This window comes from Pseudomonas sp. GQ91 (assembly GCF_059758795.1).
Genome location: NZ_JCAXED010000002.1, coordinates 420,920 through 438,510, shown reverse-complemented (window position 1 = coordinate 438,510; position 17,591 = coordinate 420,920). Strand labels below are relative to the sequence as shown.

The 17,591-nt window shown below is 57.0% G+C and carries 15 protein-coding genes; 3 read left to right on the top strand and 12 right to left on the bottom strand.

Annotated elements, in window-relative coordinates:
* Positions 1-119: 119 nt before the first annotated feature.
* A complete protein-coding gene (locus AC6CIA_RS04195) occupies positions 120-1,088 on the bottom strand; it encodes a DUF932 domain-containing protein (RefSeq protein WP_498310754.1) in 969 nt (322 codons plus the stop codon).
* A gap of 815 nt (positions 1,089-1,903) precedes the next feature.
* Between AC6CIA_RS04195 and AC6CIA_RS04190 the strand changes: the two genes are divergently transcribed.
* Together AC6CIA_RS04190 and AC6CIA_RS04185 are read left to right on the top strand one after the other, a co-directional pair.
* Positions 1,904-2,122 (top strand): helix-turn-helix transcriptional regulator, encoded by a 219-nt coding sequence (locus AC6CIA_RS04190; protein ID WP_498310752.1) that lies wholly within the window; start codon positions 1,904-1,906, stop codon positions 2,120-2,122.
* A 223-nt stretch (positions 2,123-2,345) separates the two neighbouring features.
* Positions 2,346-3,437, top strand: coding sequence for a YagK/YfjJ domain-containing protein (locus tag AC6CIA_RS04185; protein ID WP_498310750.1), 1,092 nt, complete (start codon positions 2,346-2,348; stop codon positions 3,435-3,437).
* A gap of 51 nt (positions 3,438-3,488) precedes the next feature.
* On the opposite strand, the gene AC6CIA_RS04180 is transcribed toward AC6CIA_RS04185, so the two are convergent.
* From AC6CIA_RS04180 to exaC, 11 genes are all read right to left on the bottom strand, one after another.
* Entirely contained in the window at positions 3,489-4,199 is a 711-nt protein-coding gene (locus AC6CIA_RS04180; protein WP_498310748.1) for a hypothetical protein, read from the bottom strand.
* A 59-nt stretch (positions 4,200-4,258) separates the two neighbouring features.
* Positions 4,259-5,473, bottom strand: a complete 1,215-nt coding sequence (locus AC6CIA_RS04175; protein ID WP_498310746.1) for a tyrosine-type recombinase/integrase — start codon at positions 5,471-5,473, stop codon at positions 4,259-4,261.
* Positions 5,474-5,843: 370 nt separating this feature from the next.
* Positions 5,844-6,620, bottom strand: coding sequence for a LexA family transcriptional regulator (locus AC6CIA_RS04170; RefSeq protein WP_498310744.1), 777 nt, complete (start codon positions 6,618-6,620; stop codon positions 5,844-5,846).
* A 226-nt stretch (positions 6,621-6,846) separates the two neighbouring features.
* Positions 6,847-7,374, bottom strand: coding sequence for an inorganic diphosphatase (ppa, locus tag AC6CIA_RS04165; protein ID WP_084381889.1), 528 nt, complete (start codon positions 7,372-7,374; stop codon positions 6,847-6,849).
* Positions 7,375-7,485: 111 nt separating this feature from the next.
* A complete protein-coding gene (locus tag AC6CIA_RS04160; protein ID WP_498310742.1) occupies positions 7,486-8,298 on the bottom strand; it encodes a M90 family metallopeptidase in 813 nt (270 codons plus the stop codon).
* 6 nt (positions 8,299-8,304) lie between these two features.
* On the bottom strand, positions 8,305-8,964 hold the full coding sequence (locus AC6CIA_RS04155) for a DedA family protein (protein ID WP_498310740.1): 660 nt from the start codon (positions 8,962-8,964) through the stop codon (positions 8,305-8,307).
* Between the two features lie 339 nt (positions 8,965-9,303).
* A complete protein-coding gene (locus tag AC6CIA_RS04150) occupies positions 9,304-9,762 on the bottom strand; it encodes a GNAT family N-acetyltransferase (protein ID WP_339530181.1) in 459 nt (152 codons plus the stop codon).
* Positions 9,763-9,867: 105 nt separating this feature from the next.
* Positions 9,868-10,713, bottom strand: coding sequence for an ethanolamine ammonia-lyase subunit EutC (eutC, locus tag AC6CIA_RS04145; RefSeq protein ID WP_498310738.1), 846 nt, complete (start codon positions 10,711-10,713; stop codon positions 9,868-9,870).
* Positions 10,710-12,104, bottom strand: a complete 1,395-nt coding sequence (locus tag AC6CIA_RS04140; protein ID WP_498310736.1) for an ethanolamine ammonia-lyase subunit EutB — start codon at positions 12,102-12,104, stop codon at positions 10,710-10,712. The genes eutC and AC6CIA_RS04140 overlap by 4 nt, the downstream gene beginning before the upstream one ends.
* A gap of 52 nt (positions 12,105-12,156) precedes the next feature.
* Positions 12,157-13,590, bottom strand: coding sequence for an ethanolamine permease (gene eat, locus AC6CIA_RS04135; protein WP_498310735.1), 1,434 nt, complete (start codon positions 13,588-13,590; stop codon positions 12,157-12,159).
* Positions 13,591-13,800: 210 nt separating this feature from the next.
* Positions 13,801-15,321, bottom strand: a complete 1,521-nt coding sequence (exaC, locus tag AC6CIA_RS04130) for an acetaldehyde dehydrogenase ExaC (protein ID WP_084376506.1) — start codon at positions 15,319-15,321, stop codon at positions 13,801-13,803.
* Between the two features lie 290 nt (positions 15,322-15,611).
* Here exaC and AC6CIA_RS04125 point away from each other — a divergent pair, with 290 nt between their 5' ends.
* Positions 15,612-17,528 carry a sigma-54-dependent Fis family transcriptional regulator gene (locus tag AC6CIA_RS04125; protein ID WP_498310734.1) on the top strand — a complete coding sequence of 639 codons (1,917 nt, stop codon included), beginning with the start codon at positions 15,612-15,614 and terminating at the stop codon, positions 17,526-17,528.
* The last annotated feature ends 63 nt before the right edge of the window (positions 17,529-17,591 follow it).

Below are 17,591 nucleotides of genomic sequence, written 5' to 3'. Positions count from 1 at the left end.
CAGTATTCCGAAAAACACAAAAAGTAGACCGATAAAGCGTATTACATTCATCGCGATTTCCTTCAGGTATAAAGCTGCTTGAGCAGAGAGTGCTCAAGCAGTTGTTGTGGAAAGCAGCGTTAGGCTACCAATCGAAGAGCCGAGTCGAGGGCGCGTTGTTTTATTGTCGCACCCTGACCGAACCAGGCTGAATCTACCCGGTACTCCGAGCTCCTGGCCCTGCGCTCGTGATCAACGTATTCAGTCACTGCGTTCAACAGACCCCATGCGGTGCCCCGAGCGGATTCCAGATCCGCCCCTCGGCCCTTTCCTTCGTACAGGCTTTGCACCTTTTCCATCGCTCGTTTATTTGGCAGCACTTCGGGGATGGGGTCCCCAGAGCCGGTGTCACACAGTACTTCCATGAAAAAGCCCATAGCTTCATGCCACTGTACTTTGCGTGCGGCGAGCATGTTCATTCGGTACATGAATTCGGCCCATTGCGAGACGGTGATGCCCAATTGTTTCTTCACTGTCTGTGGAACAAAACGTGTGCTGTGTGGGACCTTGATGGCGTGTGTGGCTCCATCCAATGCAACCGCCAGTGTGTTGTTGCAAACCACACGAATGCTGGTGGGCGTTGCCGTGGTGGCTAGTGTGCCGTCACAAGAGGTTGCCAGCAGCAGATAGCCGTTCACCTGATCGTTTCCTTTGAGTGTGGTCGCTTGGCCGGTTCTGGCGAGAGCCCAGAATTTGCGGCCTCCTTTCAATACACCTGCCGTTTCCAACTCATACCCTGATACCTCAGTGAGATCTCGGTAGAACTCCAGCACTTCGCCAGGCTGGACCACTTGATAACGACTGGAAACCACCGACAACGGAGATTTTGTGTCGGAACGATAAAGGACTTTCTGTTCTGAAAAGGAGTGAATCGTGCTCAGGTGTCCGACGGCATCGGCTTTGAAATGTACGGGGCTTTCCTCGATCTGCCAGCTCATTCCGGCTTCTCGCTGCCATATCTCCAGAGGTTGCTTCGGCGAAAGACTGGAGCCCAAGCCGTGCCAAGGTGCTGCACCGCTGTACGCCATGTGTTCGATAAGGTGTGTCATGCAATGTCCTTAAAGTTATTGCCACAGCTCATCCTCCATACAGACTCATAGGGGCGACGGTGGCGTATTTTTTAACGGGAGGTGGAAACGTTATGGAGCTGGTGAGACTTAGGGCCCAGCCCGGATTTAACGGTGTCTGGCGAGGTTCAAGCAGCTTTGGCAGGCAGTGGGAGATAGCGTGTTTTGAACGCTGTTATTTGCGTCGGTAAAGCTGGCAGCTTCCCTCGAAAGTGCGTGCAGGAAAGCTCCAGCGAACCCGGTGAATGGGCTGATTCTGCTCAGCTTAGATTTCCCGTCCTTTCCGTCAGCGATAGCCTGCAACGTGGCACCAGCCAGCGAAATAATTGAGAAAATTTTCCGAGAGGGTGTGTTCGAAGCTCTTGGATTTGTACTGCATGATGGGCAACTGAGTGGCATGCCTGTGCTCCTGTTGAATGGACAAATAGGTCTTGAGAGGCCTGCTCTTTGCAGGTTGGTTGCCGACGAGGATGCCCAAAAACTTGGACTCTCCTGTTCATGATGTATGGCTGATTTTTTTTGCGTTGTTGCTTGGATCGGTTCTGGGCAACAACCGAGCTCTAGCATTGCAAGATGGGTGTTGAGCAACGCTGGGCCAGATCTGAAGCTATCGACTTCGTTGGCCGGTGGTGGGGAGGGGGGAGTTAGGGGGCAAGGATTTGCTGCCTCGTGATGATGGCCTCGTATCTCATTTCCAATGGCCCAAATCGTGTATTTTTTTAATTCGAGAAGAGCACAACCACGCCTGTTGATGTGCCGGTAGAGTTTTCTCTCCGCAACGACACGAAGGTAGGCAAATGATGAGTTCAGATACCCCACCAACCGCCAGAATTTTGAGGCTCACACAGGTCCGTGAGCGTTTGGGGCTCTCACGTTCAACCATTTATGATCGGCTCAACAATCGCTCTCCTCGCTACGATGCTTCATTCCCTAAACCCGTGAAAATAGGGACCTCTGCCGTAGGTTGGATCGAATCCTCGCTGAACGAATGGATAGGCAATCGCCCTAGCTGTTGATACGGTAAATCGAGTTGATCGAGGGGGTGGGCTATGGCACTAACTCTTTAAGTTATAAATTTTTTAGCTATTAGTATTTACTAACAATTTACCAGTCGAAGCGCCACCGCTATAGGCATAAGCCTTCAGGAGAGTTCTGGTTCATTTGTTATTGTTAATATGAATAAAAGAAATACGTCTATAAAACTAATCTTGATAGCAGTCGGAAGGAATGGGGTTGGCCATGTACTCAGAAAATGAAATGGCGCTATTTGCATCTTGTTATAAGACGGCGGGGAGTAATGCGGGTGGGGGAGAATTAGCTGCTCGTGTGCTAGGTGATGAGTGGCATGTTGCAGATTATATTTGCACGATAGAAAAAGTGTTGAAAAAAATAATATCGACTAAGAGTCCTTTGTTTTATGTGGTGCCGATTGGTCGATCCGGTGGTCATAGATTGAAGATGAGTGAGCTCGGAGTTAAGTTCATTAATCTTCTACAGGCTGAGCTTAAGTTGGTGTCCAAGAATTTCCCGTACTATGAATTTAATCCGTATGTTTCTATCTTCTTTGATGTTGCCTACAAGCTTGAGCTTAATAACTTGGCTTGGGAGCTAAGGGGTAAGCTTGTACCAAACCTTACCCTGTCTGTGGCTACCCTAAATACAGCTATTGAAGAGCTTAGGCGCTTAGGTAAGATGGAGAGATTTAAGGCTAAATTAAGAAATTTCCGTCGTGCTGCGGATAAGAATTTTATTGAGGTTAAAAGATATATAAACGGGATGTTCTCAGTTTATTCGCGGCTTATGGTTGTTCGTCTTGATCTCGGATACAGTAGGACGCTAGCAGATATAGACGTCGAAAAAGAAGTTGAGCATAGGGATGTAAGTAAAGATAGAGTGGGGTTTTTTAAGGTTCTAAATAATGTTGCAAAAGATAAGATGGTCGGTTTTGTTTGGAAGTTGGAGTATGGCCTGGATAAGTTTTATCACTACCACTTGATGTTGTTTTTCGACGGTTCTCAGGTCCAGGAAGATGTTATGTGGGCCAAGCGGGCAGGGGAGATCTGGGTCGGCGAGGTTACAAAAGGTGATGGTGTTTACTTTAATTGTAATCGTAAGAAACATCTTTATAGAGACTGCGGAATTGGAGTTGTAGAGCATCATGATCAAAAAAAGCGCGAAAACTTGATGCTGGCTGCCTCTTACTTAACGAAGCCCGACTATTATTTGCGAATGGTACTTCCTGGAAAATCTCGAGCGCTCGGCAAGGGATTAGCGCCTAAATTACCTGCTAAGAAGATGGGTAGGCCCAGGTCACTGGTTCAAGCCTCATAAAAAACAACTCAAGCCTATCACTGGCTTGAGTTGTTTTTTATGAGGTGAAGATCAGAATTTAAATCCAAACTCTTTGAACATATCATCATGGATAATCCATTTTCTTATGGTTTTATCAGCGTTGTCCCCTGAAAGGGTAAACTTTTCACTTGATTGAACCTCTCCCAAAATTGAGTTGACTGCATCTCTTGCTGTGGTCCATTTACTCGTTGATCGTTTCGTTGTTAACAGCTCTTTGATTAGCAGCTTTATAGCGTCATGACGTTTGGCTGCTTTTATTCCGCCAGTTGAGTTGCTTGTTTTCTTGGATTGATTTTTTTCTTGTCGGATTATTGCCACCTCTTTTTCTGCGAGTGCCCCGCTTAGAAACAAGGCCTCGGCAATATAAGACCAGGCCTTTTCCGTTTCTCCCTCTTCCACAGCTAGGGTCGCCATTATAGTCAGCGTAAGCGAGGCGTGATAAAAGTACTCATAAGGGTTCTTTGCGAGCTCTAGCGTGTGGTTTATCCAAAGAACTTCAATTTTGTTGGTGAACTCAGAATTTATTTTTATGTCGTTTTCTATTTCTTTTTTGAGTCGGTTGAAATTAGTTTTCTTGTCGATGAGCTTAGTGCTCTCATCAAGTAACTGGAAATTCTTTTCAATTGCGTCACGTGGAGTTCGGTGGGCTAGTGCTTGATAAAAGTTTTTAGTTACGCCTAGCCCCGTTGTTTCATTCTGTTTAGGCTTCGGTACGGCTACTCTTTTGTCAATGGTCGGCATCTAAAGTCCTGGTTTTTTTGAGCGCATAATTAGTTTTGATTGCTGTTTGCCAAAATTTGCTATCCCGCTGTGTCGCTGGTTTTGCTTCCCATAAAGCTTGCCCAGTCGGTCATCAATGCTCTGCGTTTGTCTAGAAAATCTGAGCGAGAGTACGCCCCTTCAGTCTGGTCACGCTCATCATGCGCCAGAGCCATCTCGCAAACCTCCCGTGGGTAGTGAGTGCATTCACCGGCCCAGTCTCTAAAGGAGGATCGAAAGCCGTGTCGGGTGATGTGTTCGTATCCCATGCCATGCAGGAGCGTCCGTACTGCGTTTGCGTGCATGACTCCTGTCTTGCCCTGGCCTGGGAATAGAAAGGCGCTTCCCTCATCTCGTGGAATGCTCTTCACCAGCTTTACGACTTCCTCTGCAAGCGGAATTACGAAAGCTACCCGCATCTTCATTCGCTCACCTGGCAGCGACCAAGTCCCAGCTTCTAGATCAAACTCATCCCAACGAGCGAACCTGACCATGTGCGCGCGTGCGCTGGTCATGATCAACAGTTGAGCGGCCCAAGACGGAGGCGTGGAGTTTGCCCTGAGTTTTGTCATCAAATCCGGCACATCCTGCCAGCGCAACGCTTCAAAGTGCTCGCGCTTCCGGGCCTTCTTCTTTTCAGCACGGCTCAACAGATTGTCTAAATGCCCGCGCCAGCGAGCAGGGTTCTCCCCTTGTCGCAGGTTGCGTGCCTTGGCAGCGTCCAAAACTTGCTCAATTTGCCCACGTACCTCATCGGCGGTTCGTGTTTTGGTAGCCCAGATAGGTTGCAGCACCTTGAGCACTTCGGGAGTACCGATGTCTTCGGCTGACAGCTTGCCTATGTGATTAAACGCATACAGCTCCAGCTTCCGCAGCCACCCTTTACGCCACTTCTCCGACCAGGCCGCGCCGTGAGCATCACGGTATTCCGTTGCTAGGGTCTCGAACTTCAGTTGCTTGGCTTCACTTGCTCGCTGGGCTTCCCGTTGAGCTGCGCGCTCTATGTCGCGAGCGGCTAATGGGTCTATGCCATCACTCAATTGGGTGCGTTTAGCGCTGGCGTCTTGTCTGGCCTTCTTGAGACTTACCTCAGGGAATGAGCCCAAGCCCATCTCCCTACGGCGCCCCGCCAGTTGAAAGCGAAGTAGCCAGGATTTACGCCCGGTAGGTTTAACGACCAAGCGAAGCCCATCACCATCTTCATAGGTGCCGGGTTCGGTCAGGTTTTCGACTTGTTTCGGATTCAGCTTACCCATTGGATTTCCCCTGTCGTCCGCTCTGTCCCCCCACCTGTCCCCCCACTTCATCGTCGGATGAGGTCGAATGGCGTTGAACACCATCGGACAGGGGAATGCCTGAAAGCCCCGGAATAGCTAAGCTATCAGGAAGATTCTTGGATGGGATAGGATTATTTCGGACAATTAAAAAGCCGGCTTGTGGCCGGCTTCTCGGGGACGGGTTCAGCTTATTTTTGGTAAGCCTCGCCAGCCTTCAATCGTTCATCCGGGCTTTCACCTGGCTGAGTAGTAGGGGCATCGGCGGGAACTCCTCCGCGTCGCCGGGCAGGGTGGATCGGCTTTATGCCAACCCCTGCCAAATGTGCGGCGCATGATAACCACATTCACCTCAGTTTCCCATCTCCGGATCCGATTTAGAGCGGTTCCAGCCCGATAAATGCTCATCCAGCGGCACGGGTGGGCGGCGGTTGTTGAGGGTGGACCACCAGAATACCCAGCCGATGACTTTGAGGTTTTGCTCAAAACGTTGCTCGTAAGTCAGGAATTCGTCGGGGTGTTCGCTGTTGTTGTGGCTGCGCAGGCGCAAGCCGCCGCCGGGGCGGTTGTAGAGGTATTTGATGCGCAGCATGCCGTCGTGTTCGAGGGCGTAGATTTCGCCGTCGATGATTTGCGTGCGGCCGCGGTCGATGGCCAGGGTGGCGCCGTCCTGGATGATATCGATCATGCTGTTGCCGAGCATGTAGGCGCCGAGGGCGCGTTCCGGGCTGACGTTGAGGGTTTCCAGGGTTTGCAGTGAGAGGCGGATGCTCTCTTGAGGGTTGAAGGCCGGATGGAGGGGGATCTTGACGTCGATGTTTTCCGGGCCTGAGGCCGGACCGGTCAGGTAGTTGCCGTTATCTTCACGGGTGTTGGCGGTCGAACCTCCAGCGTCGGCGTTTTCCAGCTGGAAGTTGACGGGTGGGTGTTTGGGGCCTTCGCCCGTGCGCAGCCAGCGGCTGGTGACGCACAACAGTTCTGCGATTTCATTGAGTCGGGCCATGGGCACGCCGCGCTTGAACCAATTGTTCACGTGCTGGGGCGTGACGTTGCGGTTCTTGGCGAAGTCGGACGCGGAAAGATTAACTTCCCGAAGTAATATTCTTAAACGATCACCTGATGTATTCATAAAAGCAGAGTTTACTGACCGGGAAAATAGAACAAATAAACGAAGCGTTGAGGGGCCGTATGTAGGTGTTTCCTTATTGAGGGCCAAGCCCGGGTGATCTTTTCCTTAGTTAAACGGAGTTGAGCGCTTTGTTTAATTCGTGAACTAAATGTTTAAATCTTTCCCACAAAAAAAGCCCCGGGTGAGCGGGGCTTTTTTGGATTGCCGGTGCAACGGGAAGCAGGTATCAGCCTTTGTAGGCGGCTACCGACTTCATGATCTCGGCGCGGGCTGCGTCTGCGTCGCCCCAACCATCGATCTTCACCCATTTGCCTTTTTCGAGGTCTTTGTAGTTCTCGAAGAAGTGCTTGATCTGTTCCAGCAACAGTGGCGGCAGGTCGGTGTATTCCTTCACGTCGACATACAGTTGGGACAACTTGTCGTGTGGTACTGCGATAACTTTGGCATCGCCGCCGCCGTCGTCGGTCATGTTCAGGATCCCGACCGGGCGAGCACGGATAACCGAGCCTGGGGTGACCGGGTAAGGCGTCACTACCAGCACATCGAGGGGGTCACCGTCGTCAGCCAGGGTGTTAGGGATGAAACCGTAGTTGGCCGGGTAGAACATCGGGGTGGCCATGAAACGGTCAACGAACAGGCAGTCGCTGTCTTTGTCGATTTCATATTTGATCGGCGCGTGGTTGGCCGGAATCTCGATGGCGACGTAGATGTCGTTCGGCAGGTCTTTGCCAGCCGGAATCTTGCTGTAGCTCATTGGGCGTTGCCCCCGTAGTTGACCAGAAATTTGGCCGGATTGGCCTATAAAGTGGCGGCGATTATAGGCATATTCCTGCGCCGATGCCACGCGCCAGACGTCGTACGGTCGTTAGCCTTCAGTCTGATAGCGCGGGTCGTGGGCCTGCAGTTGGGTGAGGCGCGCCAGCGGATCCTGGCGGTAAAAGTGGCTCAGTTGCTCGTACACCTGTGGATAACTGGCGGACAGCAAATCCGGGGCGCTGAAAAAGTATTCACTGGTGACGGCAAAGAACTCGGCGGGGTTTTCCGCCGCGTAGGGATCGATGGCCGTGGCGGCGTCGGGGTTGTGGTCGAGCTGACGGTTGAGGTCATCGAAGGCGCTCTGCATCACGCGGGCCCAGGCCTTTACATCCATGTCGCCATGCAGCGGTGGCAGGCCGTTGGCGTCACCGTTGAGCATGTCGAGTTTGTGCGCCAGTTCATGGATCACCAGGTTGTAGCCTTCCCAGTTCCCGCTCGCCAGTACACCAGGCCAGGCGAGGATGACCGGACCTTGTTGCCAGGCCTCGCCGCTGTGCTCGCCGTCCCATTCATGCTCCACGCCGCTGGCATCGCGATGACGTTGGGGGCTGAGGAAATCGTCGGGGTACAGCACGATCTCATGGAAGCCCTGGTACCACTCCAGATCGCCGAGGCTCATCAGCGGCAGTTGCGCCTGGGCGGCGAGCAACAGGCGTTGTTCCTGGTGCAGTTCTACGCCGGGCAGGGCGGTAAGGTGTTTTTCGGCGAGGAACAGCACGCAGGCTTCACGCAGCCACTGATCTTGCTCGATGCTGATGCCATCGAGAAAGATCAGGTGGCGGCGCACCCGTTGCCAGGTCTCATCGGCAATCGGGTGCTTGGCCAGGATGCGCCGGCGGCGCCAGGCGCTGAGGGACCACATCGCCGGTCAGTGCGGCTTGGCTTCGGACGAGGTACGGGTCGCCATGCGGCTGCGGAGCACGCCAATGATCATCGGGACCAGCGACAGCAGGATGATGAACACCACCAGCAACGACAGGTTTTTCTTGATGAACGGCACGTTACCGAAGAAGTAACCGAGGGTGACGAGGCCGCCGACCCAAAGGATGGTGCCCAGCACACTGAAGCCAAAGAAGCGCGGATAGGGCATTTTCGCAACGCCGGCGACGAACGGCGCGAAGGTCCGCAGGATCGGCAGGAAGCGCGCCAGGGTCACGGTCTTGCCGCCATGCTTGTCGTAGAAATCGTGGGTTTTCTGCAGGTAGTCACGGCGGAAGATTTTCGAGTTCGGGTTACTGAACAAGCGTTCGCCGACGGTGCGCCCGATCACGTAGTTGGTACTGTCGCCAAGGATCGCCGCGAGCATCAGCAGAGCGCCCAGCAGCACCGGGTCCATGCCGCCGCCAGCCGCCACGGCGCCGGCGATGAACAGCAGCGAGTCACCCGGCAGGAATGGCATGACCACCAAGCCGGTTTCGCAAAAAATCACCAGAAACAGAATGGCGTAGATCCACGGACCGTAGTTGGTTACCAGCAGGTCGAGGTAAACATCGAGATGCAGGATAAGGTCGAGCGGGTTGAAATCCATGGGTGGCACCTGTGTGAACGGCCTGACTCAGCGGGCCTGTGCGGAAGCTGCGGGCAATAAGGCTACATGGGTATGCCGTATTTCTTACAACCCTGAAAGGCCGGCATTATACGGGTTGAATGTTGCAATGCGTGGCGGTTTTGTAGCGGGGAATGTCGTTCGCTCGTCGCGGGAACGGCTTCCGGTAGAGGCCGTCTTGAGTCACACCCAGCCAGCGTCGGTGCAAACGCCCCGCGCGCCCGGAGCGTTGTCGTGCCCTTGCGAGGCGACACAGACCTGGCGCAGCCCCGCTGACATTCTATAACGGCTTCGTGGAGCGCAACCCGCGACTGACGCGGATCAGTCCTCGCTGATCGGCAGCGTGTAGTTCTTGAACTCGGTATCTTCGCGAAATCCCATGGATTCATAGGTCTTTTGCGCCACGTCGTTGTCACTGCTGGTGGACACCCGCAGGCGTACGGCGTGGGTTTCCTTGGCCATTTTCTTCGCGGCGCGCATCAGGTGGTCCGCCACCAGTTGGCGGCGGGCATCTTCGGCGACGTAGATGTCATTGAGGATCCACACCCGTTTCAACGACAGCGAGGAAAAACTCGGGTAGAGCTGGCAAAAACCGAGCAGTCTGTTGTCATCATCGTCCGGCAGGGCCAGGTAGATCACCGATTCCTTGCGGCGCAGACGCTTTTCCAGAAAACCCCGGGACGAATCGGGGAACGGCAGCGCACCGTAGAACTCGCGGTATTTGACGAATAATGGCGTCAACAGATCCAGGTGTTCCAGAGTCGCTTGAGTAATCCGCATGCAAGGCCTCAACTTCTATAGGAATACGACGGCAAACGGTCCATTACTCGGGCGGCCGTTACCCGATGCTGCCTAAAGCGACAAAAAAGCGCAATCGTGCCGGGATCAGTCCTGCCGTGGGCCAAGCAGGAAATTACCCTTCATCAGATCCGGATCATCTGATTCGAGCGTCTGAACCTGCGCCTCATCCTTGAGGTTGACCCCTGACAGCTGCCGCCGACAGGCCTCGCGCATCAGATACAGCAAGCGGTGCGCCGCCATACCGTAGCTCAAGCCCTCCAGGCGCACATTGGAAATGCAGTTGCGGTAGGCATCGGTCAAGCCGACCTTGGGGTTGTAAGTGAAATACAGTCCCAGGCTGTCCGGCGAGCTGAGGCCCGGACGCTCGCCGATCAGGATCACCACCATTTTCGCCCCCAGCAACTGGCCGACTTCATCGGCCACCGCCACGCGCCCTTGTTCTACCAGGATCACCGGCGACAGTGACCAACCTTCAGCGTGGGTATGTTCTTCCAGGCGTGTCAGGAACGGTACGCTGTGCTTATGCACGGCCAGCGCCGATAAACCATCGGCCACCACCACCGCCAGGTCCACGCCGCCGGGATTGGCCTTGGCGTAATCGCGCAAGGTCTGGGCCGATTCAGCGCTCAGGCGTCGCCCCAGGTCGGGGCGTTGCAAGTAACTGTGGCGATCGCTGGCGGCGCTGTGCAGCAACAGGCTGTCGCGGCCGCGCTCGGCCATTTGGCTGCTCAAGCCTGCGTGATCGAAAGGCAGGTGCACGGCATCCCTGGCCTGGGCGTGGGCGAACTGGAAGTCCAGTTGCGCGCCCGTCGGAATGCTTGTGCCGGTGCGGCCCAGGGCAATGCGCGCCGGGGTCAGGCGTCGCAGTTCCAGCCACGGGTTATCGGTGCTGTTTTCAGGCGTGTCGATCTGCACTGGAGGCTCCTTCATCCCAATTGCGCCAAGGCTTGGCGGAAGGCCGGTGGCAGGTTGTTGCCAAACCGCACCTTGCCGTCGGCCTGCGTGAAGATGCCCATTTTCGCCAGCCACTGTTCAAATTCCGGGGCCGGTTTCAAACCCAGTGTTTGCCGGGCGTAAAGCGCGTCGTGGAATGAGGTGGTCTGGTAGTTGAGCATGATGTCGTCGGAGCCGGGGATGCCCATGATGAAGTTGATCCCGGCCACGCCCAACAGCGTCAGCAGGGTGTCCATGTCGTCCTGATCGGCTTCGGCATGGTTGGTGTAGCAGATGTCGCAGCCCATGGGCACGCCCAGCAGCTTGCCGCAGAAGTGATCTTCAAGGCCGGCGCGGATGATCTGCTTGCCGTTGTACAGGTATTCCGGGCCGATAAAGCCGACCACGGTGTTGACCAGGAAGGGCTTGAAGTGTCGCGCCACCGCATAAGCCCGGGTCTCGCAGGTTTGCTGGTCGACGCCAAAATGCGCGTTGGCCGACAGCGCGCTGCCTTGGCCGGTCTCGAAATACATCAGGTTTTGCCCGAGTGTCCCGCGATTCAGGCTCAAGCCCGCGTCATAACCTTCCTGCAAGAGGTTCAGGTTGATGCCGAAACTTGCGTTGGCGGCCTCGGTGCCGGCAATCGACTGAAACACCAGGTCCAAGGGCACGCCACGGTTGATGGCTTCGATCGAGGTGGTGACGTGGGTCAGCACGCAGGCCTGGGTCGGGATTTCATAGCGCTGGATGATGGCGTCGAGCATTTCCAGCATGGCGCAGATCGAGGCGATGCTGTCGGTGGCCGGGTTGATACCGATCATGGCGTCGCCGTTGCCGTAGAGCAGGCCATCGAGAATGCTCGCCGCGATGCCTGCCGGCTCATCCGTCGGATGGTTGGGCTGCAGGCGCGTCGACAGGCGCCCGCGCAGGCCCAGGGTGCCGCGAAATTGGGTCACCACACGGATCTTCTGCGCCACCAGCACCAGGTCCTGTACGCGCATGATCTTTGACACGGCGGCGGCCATTTCCGGGGTCAGGCCGGGCGCCAGTGCACGCAGGCTGTGTTCGTCGGCCGCGTCACTGAGCAGCCAGTCGCGCAGGCCGCCGACGGTCAGGTGGCTGACCCGCGCAAACGCCTGCTTGTCGTGGGTGTCGATGATCAGCCGGGTGACTTCGTCGCTTTCGTAGGGGATCAGCACTTCTTGCAGAAAGTGCTTCAAGGGAATATTGGCCAGGGTCATTTGCGCCGCGACGCGTTCGCCATCGTTTTGCGCGGCGACGCCCGCGAGGAAGTCTCCGGAGCGGGCGGGACTGGCCTTGGCCATCACGTCCTTGAGACTGTCAAAACGGTAGGTCAATGCACCGACCGCGTGGGAAAAGCTTGCCATACAGACTCTCCATGACGACGCGGGCATGGGCCCGCGCCGTGGTTGACGGCGTTTAGTGCAAGGCGGCCTCTGCGGCCTGGATTGCCGCGAATTCTTCTTCCGGCGTGCCTGCTACCAAGTGATGCCGACTGTAGAAAGCAAAGTAAGCAATTAATACTCCATAGATGATCGCCGCGCCAATCACTACCCGCGGATCCACCAGAAAGCCCGCCACCACGGCGATGCAGGCCAGCACCAGGGCGAGGCCCGAGGTGAAGATCCCGCCCGGCGTGCGGTATGGACGGTCCATTTTGGGGCGGCGGATGCGCAGGGTGATGTGCGCAGCCATCATCAGTACGTAGGAAATGGTTGCGCCGAACACCGCCACCAGAATCAGCAAGTCACCCTGGCCGGTCAGTGACAGGCCAAAACCGATGATGCCGGGGATCACCAGGGCCAGGACCGGCGCCTTGCTCTTATTGGTCTGCGACAGTTTGCGTGGCAGGTAACCGGCGCGGGACAAGGCGAAAATCTGCCGCGAGTAGGCGTAGATGATCGAGAAGAAACTCGCGATCAGCCCAGCCAGGCCGACCAGGTTGACGAAGCTGCCCATCCAGGTCGAGCCGCCGTAGGCCAGGGCCAGGGATTCCACCAGCGGGTTGCCGGACTTGACCAGCGCCAGCGTGCCGGCACCGCCCGGTGCGATCACCAGGATCAGCAGCGCGAAGCTGGTCAGCAACACAATCGCGCCGATCAGCCCGCGTGGCAGGTCGCGTTTCGGGTTCTTGGTTTCCTCGGCCGCCAGCGGCACGCCTTCGACGGCGAGGAAGAACCAGATCGCATAGGGGATCGCGGCCCATATACCGACATAGCCGAACGGCAGGAAACTGCTGGCGCCCTGGGCTTGCGTCACGGGGATGTCCAACAGATTGGCGACGTTGAAGTGCGGCACCATCGCCACCAGAAACACGCCCAGGGCGATCGCCGCGACGGCGGTGATGATAAACATCAGCTTCAGCGCTTCACCCACCCCGAAAATGTGGATGCCGATAAAGATGATGTAGAACGCCAGGTAGATCATCCAGCCGCCTATGCCGAACAGCGACTCACAATAAGCGCCGATAAACACGGCGATGGCGGCGGGGGCGATGGCGTATTCGATCAGGATTGCGGTGCCGGTGAGGAACCCACCCCAGGGCCCGAATGCACTGCGGGCAAAGCCGTAGCCGCCGCCCGCGGTAGGAATCATGGAAGACAGTTCGGCCAGCGAAAAACACATGCATAAATACATGGTGGCCATCAGCAATGTCGCCAGGAACATCCCGCCCCAGCCGCCCTGGGCGAGGCCGAAGTTCCAGCCGGCGTAGTCGCCGGAAATTACATAAGCCACGCCGAGGCCAACTAAAAGTACCCAGCCGGCGGCGCCTTTTTTAAGTTCACGTTGTTGGAAGTATTCGGAATCGACTTTTTCGAAGTCGACGGAAGAGCCGGTCGGTTCGTGTGGCATGAGGAGTTACCTTCTCTTTTTATTGTTTTAACTCGGCGGATGTATGCCGAATGCACGTCGCAACTACTGATGAAGTTCCACATGTGGGAGCGGGCTTGCTCGCGATAGCAGTGGGTCAGGCAACTTGGTAGTGACTTCCACACCGCTATCGCGAGCAAGCCCGCTCCCACATTTAATTGCCTTTCAAATGTGAGAGTGGGACTTGCGGGATTAGAAGAAACCCAGCGGATTGATGTCGTAGCTCACCAGCAGGTTCTTGGTCTGCTGATAGTGATCCAACATCATCTTGTGGGTTTCACGGCCAACGCCGGACTTCTTGTAACCACCGAACGCCGCGTGCGCAGGGTACAGGTGATAGCAGTTGGTCCAGACACGCCCGGCCTTGATCGCCCGGCCCATGCGGTAAGCGCGGTTGATGTCGCGGGTCCACAGGCCGGCACCCAGGCCGAACTCGGTGTCGTTGGCAATCGCCAGCGCTTCGGCCTCATCCTTGAACGTGGTAATGCTGACCACCGGGCCAAAGATTTCCTCCTGGAACACTCGCATCTGGTTGGTGCCCTTGAGCAGGGTTGGCTGGATGTAATAGCCGGTGGCCAGGTCGCCGCTGAGTTTCTCGACCTTGCCGCCGGTCAGCAGCTCGGCGCCTTCACCCTTGGCGATTTCGAGGTAGGAGAGGATCTTGTCGAACTGCTGTTCGGACGCCTGGGCGCCGACCATGGTGTCGGTGTCCAGCGGATCGCCACGCTTGATCTGCTCGACCTTTTTCATCACCACCTTCATGAAGTCGTCGTAGATCGACTCTTCCACCAACGCGCGCGACGGGCAGGTGCAGACTTCGCCTTGGTTGAAGAACGCCAGCACCAGGCCTTCAGCGGCTTTTTCGATGAACTGCGGTTCGGCCTGCATGATGTCGGCGAAGAAGATGTTTGGCGACTTGCCACCCAACTCGACGGTCGACGGAATAATGTTCTCGGCCGCCGCGTGCATGATGTGCGAGCCCACGGGCGTCGAGCCGGTGAAGGCAATCTTGGCGATGCGCTTGCTGGTGGCCAGCGCTTCGCCGGCTTCCTTGCCGAAACCGTGCACCACGTTCAGCACGCCCGGTGGCAACAGGTCGCCAATCAGTTCCATCAGCACGTTGATGCCCAGCGGCGTTTGCTCGGCCGGTTTGAGCACCACGCAGTTGCCGGCGGCCAGGGCCGGCGCGAGTTTCCAGGCAGCCATCAGCAGCGGGAAGTTCCACGGGATGATTTGCCCGACCACGCCCAGCGGCTCGTGGAAGTGATAGGCGGCGGTGTGTTCGTTGATCTCGGCGCTGCTGCCTTCCTGGGCGCGGATACAACCGGCGAAGTAACGGAAGTGGTCAGCGGCCAGGGGAATGTCGGCGTTGAGGGTTTCGCGCACGGCCTTGCCGTTGTCCCAGGTTTCGGTGATGGCCAGCAGTTCCAGGTTCTGCTCGATGCGATCGGCGATTTTCAGCAGCACCAGCGAACGGTCCTGGGCCGAGGTCTTGCCCCAGGCATCCGCGGCGGCATGCGCGGCGTCCAGCGCCTTGTCGATGTCTTCGGCAGTGGAGCGGGGGAAGTCGGCGATAGGCTTGCCGTTGACCGGCGAGGTGTTGGTGAAGTAGTTGCCTTTGACCGGCGCGACGAATTCGCCACCGATAAAGTTACCGTACTTGGCCTTGAACGAAACGATAGCGCCTTCAGTACCGGGGTGTGCGTAACGCATGGTGGGTATCTCCTGGCTTTTATGTTTATTGGAGTGCAGCGCTGCTGCGCTTGATAAAGCGTAGAGCAAAGGTCGGGCCAGCGCCCTGCAACACAGGTAAATCAAGGGCTTGAACCGTGTTGCAGGGGGTGGCTGTGACAGCCCTGATACAGTCGCTGTGACAGTGTGTGCCATAAGCGATACAGCCTGTGACCGGTGGGTCGAGTCGGGATTGCAAAGCGCCTGGGCCTGGAGGATGCTGGGCGTCCCGGTCCGCGGTATGTCTCGCGCAACAGGAGAACAACAAGAACATGCACAACGATCATTTCAGTCGCCATGCCCAGCAAGTGCTGACCGTGACCCGTGGCCAGGATCCGTTGCACGGCCCTGGCAGCGACCCGTCGATTGCCCGCTCCTGGCTGCGTTGCCTGGAGGATTACCACCTCGACCCGGCGCTGACCATCGCGCCCACGGTGCTGGAGCACGGTCGACTGTTGGAAAGCCGCGAGCGCCTGCAGCAGGTGTTGCAGATTGCCGGCACTGAAATGAACAGCCTGCATCAACAGCTTTCCGGGGCCGGTCACGCGGTGCTGTTGACCGACGCGCGCGGGGTGATCCTCAATTGCGTCACCGCCCCCAGCGAGCGCAAGATTTTCGAACGCGCCGGACTGTGGCTCGGCGCTGACTGGAGCGAAGCCTGCGAAGGCACCAACGGCATCGGCACCTGCCTGGTGGAGCGCCAGGCCCTGACCATTCATCGCGATGAACACTTCCGTGGCCGACATACCGGGCTGACCTGCTCCGCGAGCCCGGTGTTCGATCCGCATGGCGAACTGCTGGCAGTGCTGGACGTATCCTCGGCCCGCGAAGCGGTTTCCCGCCAGAGCCAGTTCCACACCATGGCGTTGGTCAACCTCTCGGCGAAGATGATCGAGAGCTGCTATTTCCTGCGCCACTTCGAACATCACTGGCTGTTGCGCTTTCATCTGCAGGCCGAGTCCGTCGGGCTGTTCAGCGAAGGGCTGCTGGCATTCGATGGCGAAGGGCGGATTTGTGCGCTCAATCAGAGCGCGCAAAACCTGCTGGGCCAGCCACGCGGGCGTTTGCTCGGGCTGCCGGTGGAAATGTTCTTTGATTGCACGCTCGATGACCTGCTCGGGCGCGCCACTGCGAACCCCAGCGCCAGTTGGCCGCTGCGCACGCGTGACGGGCGCAGCCTGTTTGCGCTATTACGCGGCGAGCAGCGTCGCGCGTCGAGCCCGAGCGTGCCCGCGCCGGCGCCGGCGAAGGTACAGCGGCCACGTTTACCGGGCATCTGCCTGGGTGACGCGGCGCTGCAAGAGGATTTTCGCAAGGCCCTGCGGGTGTTTGAGCGCGACGTGCCGCTGTTGATCAACGGCGAAACCGGCTCCGGCAAGGAAGCCTTTGCCAAAGCCGTGCACCACGCCAGCCAGCGTGCCGAGCAGGCGTTCGTCGCCCTGAACTGCGCAGCCATCCCGGAAAGCCTGATCGAGAGTGAGCTGTTCGGCTATCGCGGCGGCAGTTTCACCGGGGCGCGCAAGGAAGGCATGCGCGGCAAGTTGCAACAGGCCGACGGCGGCACGTTATTCCTCGACGAAATCGGCGACATGCCGCTGGCCTTGCAAACCCGTCTATTAAGGGTGTTGGAAGACCGTCTGGTGGTGCCCATTGGCGGTGAGCCGCAGGCGGTCAACGTCAGGGTGGTCAGCGCGACTCACCGCAATCTGCTGGAACGGGTCCGGGACGGCAGCTTCCGCGAGGATTTGTACTACCGGCTCAACGGTCTGGAAATCGCCTTGCCGGCGTTACGCGAACGCAGCGACAAATCGCAGTTGCTCGATTTTATCCTCGCAGAAGAAGCGGGCGACCAGCCGGTGCAACTCGATCGCGCGGCGCGGCAGGCGTTGCTGGCGTTCAACTGGCCGGGCAATGTGCGGCAGTTGCGCACGGTGCTGCGCACCTTGGCCGCCTTGTGTGACGAGGGCCAGGTGGGCCTTGAGGATTTACCGCTGATGATTCGCCAGGCCCGACCGGCAGCGGCCGTCATCGATCAGCCCGCGGACTCGCCACTGGACGATGCCGAGCGCCTGGCGCTGCTCAATGCCCTGGAACAACAACGCTGGCACATGACCCACACCGCGCAACAACTTGGGGTCAGCCGCAATACGTTGTATCGCAAGCTGCGTAAACATGGGATTGCACGTTGAGTTCTGTCAGCTAAAGAGTGCGAACTTTCCCACCCTACGCTAACCTGCCTCGATGTTTTACGA

What these genes read in the sequence shown, in the direction of transcription:
- AC6CIA_RS04195 (WP_498310754.1), bottom strand. Translation starts at nt 1,088, where the DNA reads ATGACACACCTTATCGAACACATGGCGTACAGCGGTGCAGCACCTTGG.
- AC6CIA_RS04190 (WP_498310752.1), top strand. Translation starts at nt 1,904, where the DNA reads ATGATGAGTTCAGATACCCCACCAACCGCCAGAATTTTGAGGCTCACA.
- AC6CIA_RS04185 (WP_498310750.1), top strand. Translation starts at nt 2,346, where the DNA reads ATGTACTCAGAAAATGAAATGGCGCTATTTGCATCTTGTTATAAGACG.
- AC6CIA_RS04180 (WP_498310748.1), bottom strand. Translation starts at nt 4,199, where the DNA reads ATGCCGACCATTGACAAAAGAGTAGCCGTACCGAAGCCTAAACAGAAT.
- AC6CIA_RS04175 (WP_498310746.1), bottom strand. Translation starts at nt 5,473, where the DNA reads ATGGGTAAGCTGAATCCGAAACAAGTCGAAAACCTGACCGAACCCGGC.
- AC6CIA_RS04170 (WP_498310744.1), bottom strand. Translation starts at nt 6,620, where the DNA reads ATGAATACATCAGGTGATCGTTTAAGAATATTACTTCGGGAAGTTAAT.
- ppa (WP_084381889.1), bottom strand. Translation starts at nt 7,374, where the DNA reads ATGAGCTACAGCAAGATTCCGGCTGGCAAAGACCTGCCGAACGACATC.
- AC6CIA_RS04160 (WP_498310742.1), bottom strand. Translation starts at nt 8,298, where the DNA reads ATGTGGTCCCTCAGCGCCTGGCGCCGCCGGCGCATCCTGGCCAAGCAC.
- AC6CIA_RS04155 (WP_498310740.1), bottom strand. Translation starts at nt 8,964, where the DNA reads ATGGATTTCAACCCGCTCGACCTTATCCTGCATCTCGATGTTTACCTC.
- AC6CIA_RS04150 (WP_339530181.1), bottom strand. Translation starts at nt 9,762, where the DNA reads ATGCGGATTACTCAAGCGACTCTGGAACACCTGGATCTGTTGACGCCA.
- eutC (WP_498310738.1), bottom strand. Translation starts at nt 10,713, where the DNA reads ATGAAGGAGCCTCCAGTGCAGATCGACACGCCTGAAAACAGCACCGAT.
- AC6CIA_RS04140 (WP_498310736.1), bottom strand. Translation starts at nt 12,104, where the DNA reads ATGGCAAGCTTTTCCCACGCGGTCGGTGCATTGACCTACCGTTTTGAC.
- eat (WP_498310735.1), bottom strand. Translation starts at nt 13,590, where the DNA reads ATGCCACACGAACCGACCGGCTCTTCCGTCGACTTCGAAAAAGTCGAT.
- exaC (WP_084376506.1), bottom strand. Translation starts at nt 15,321, where the DNA reads ATGCGTTACGCACACCCCGGTACTGAAGGCGCTATCGTTTCGTTCAAG.
- AC6CIA_RS04125 (WP_498310734.1), top strand. Translation starts at nt 15,612, where the DNA reads ATGCACAACGATCATTTCAGTCGCCATGCCCAGCAAGTGCTGACCGTG.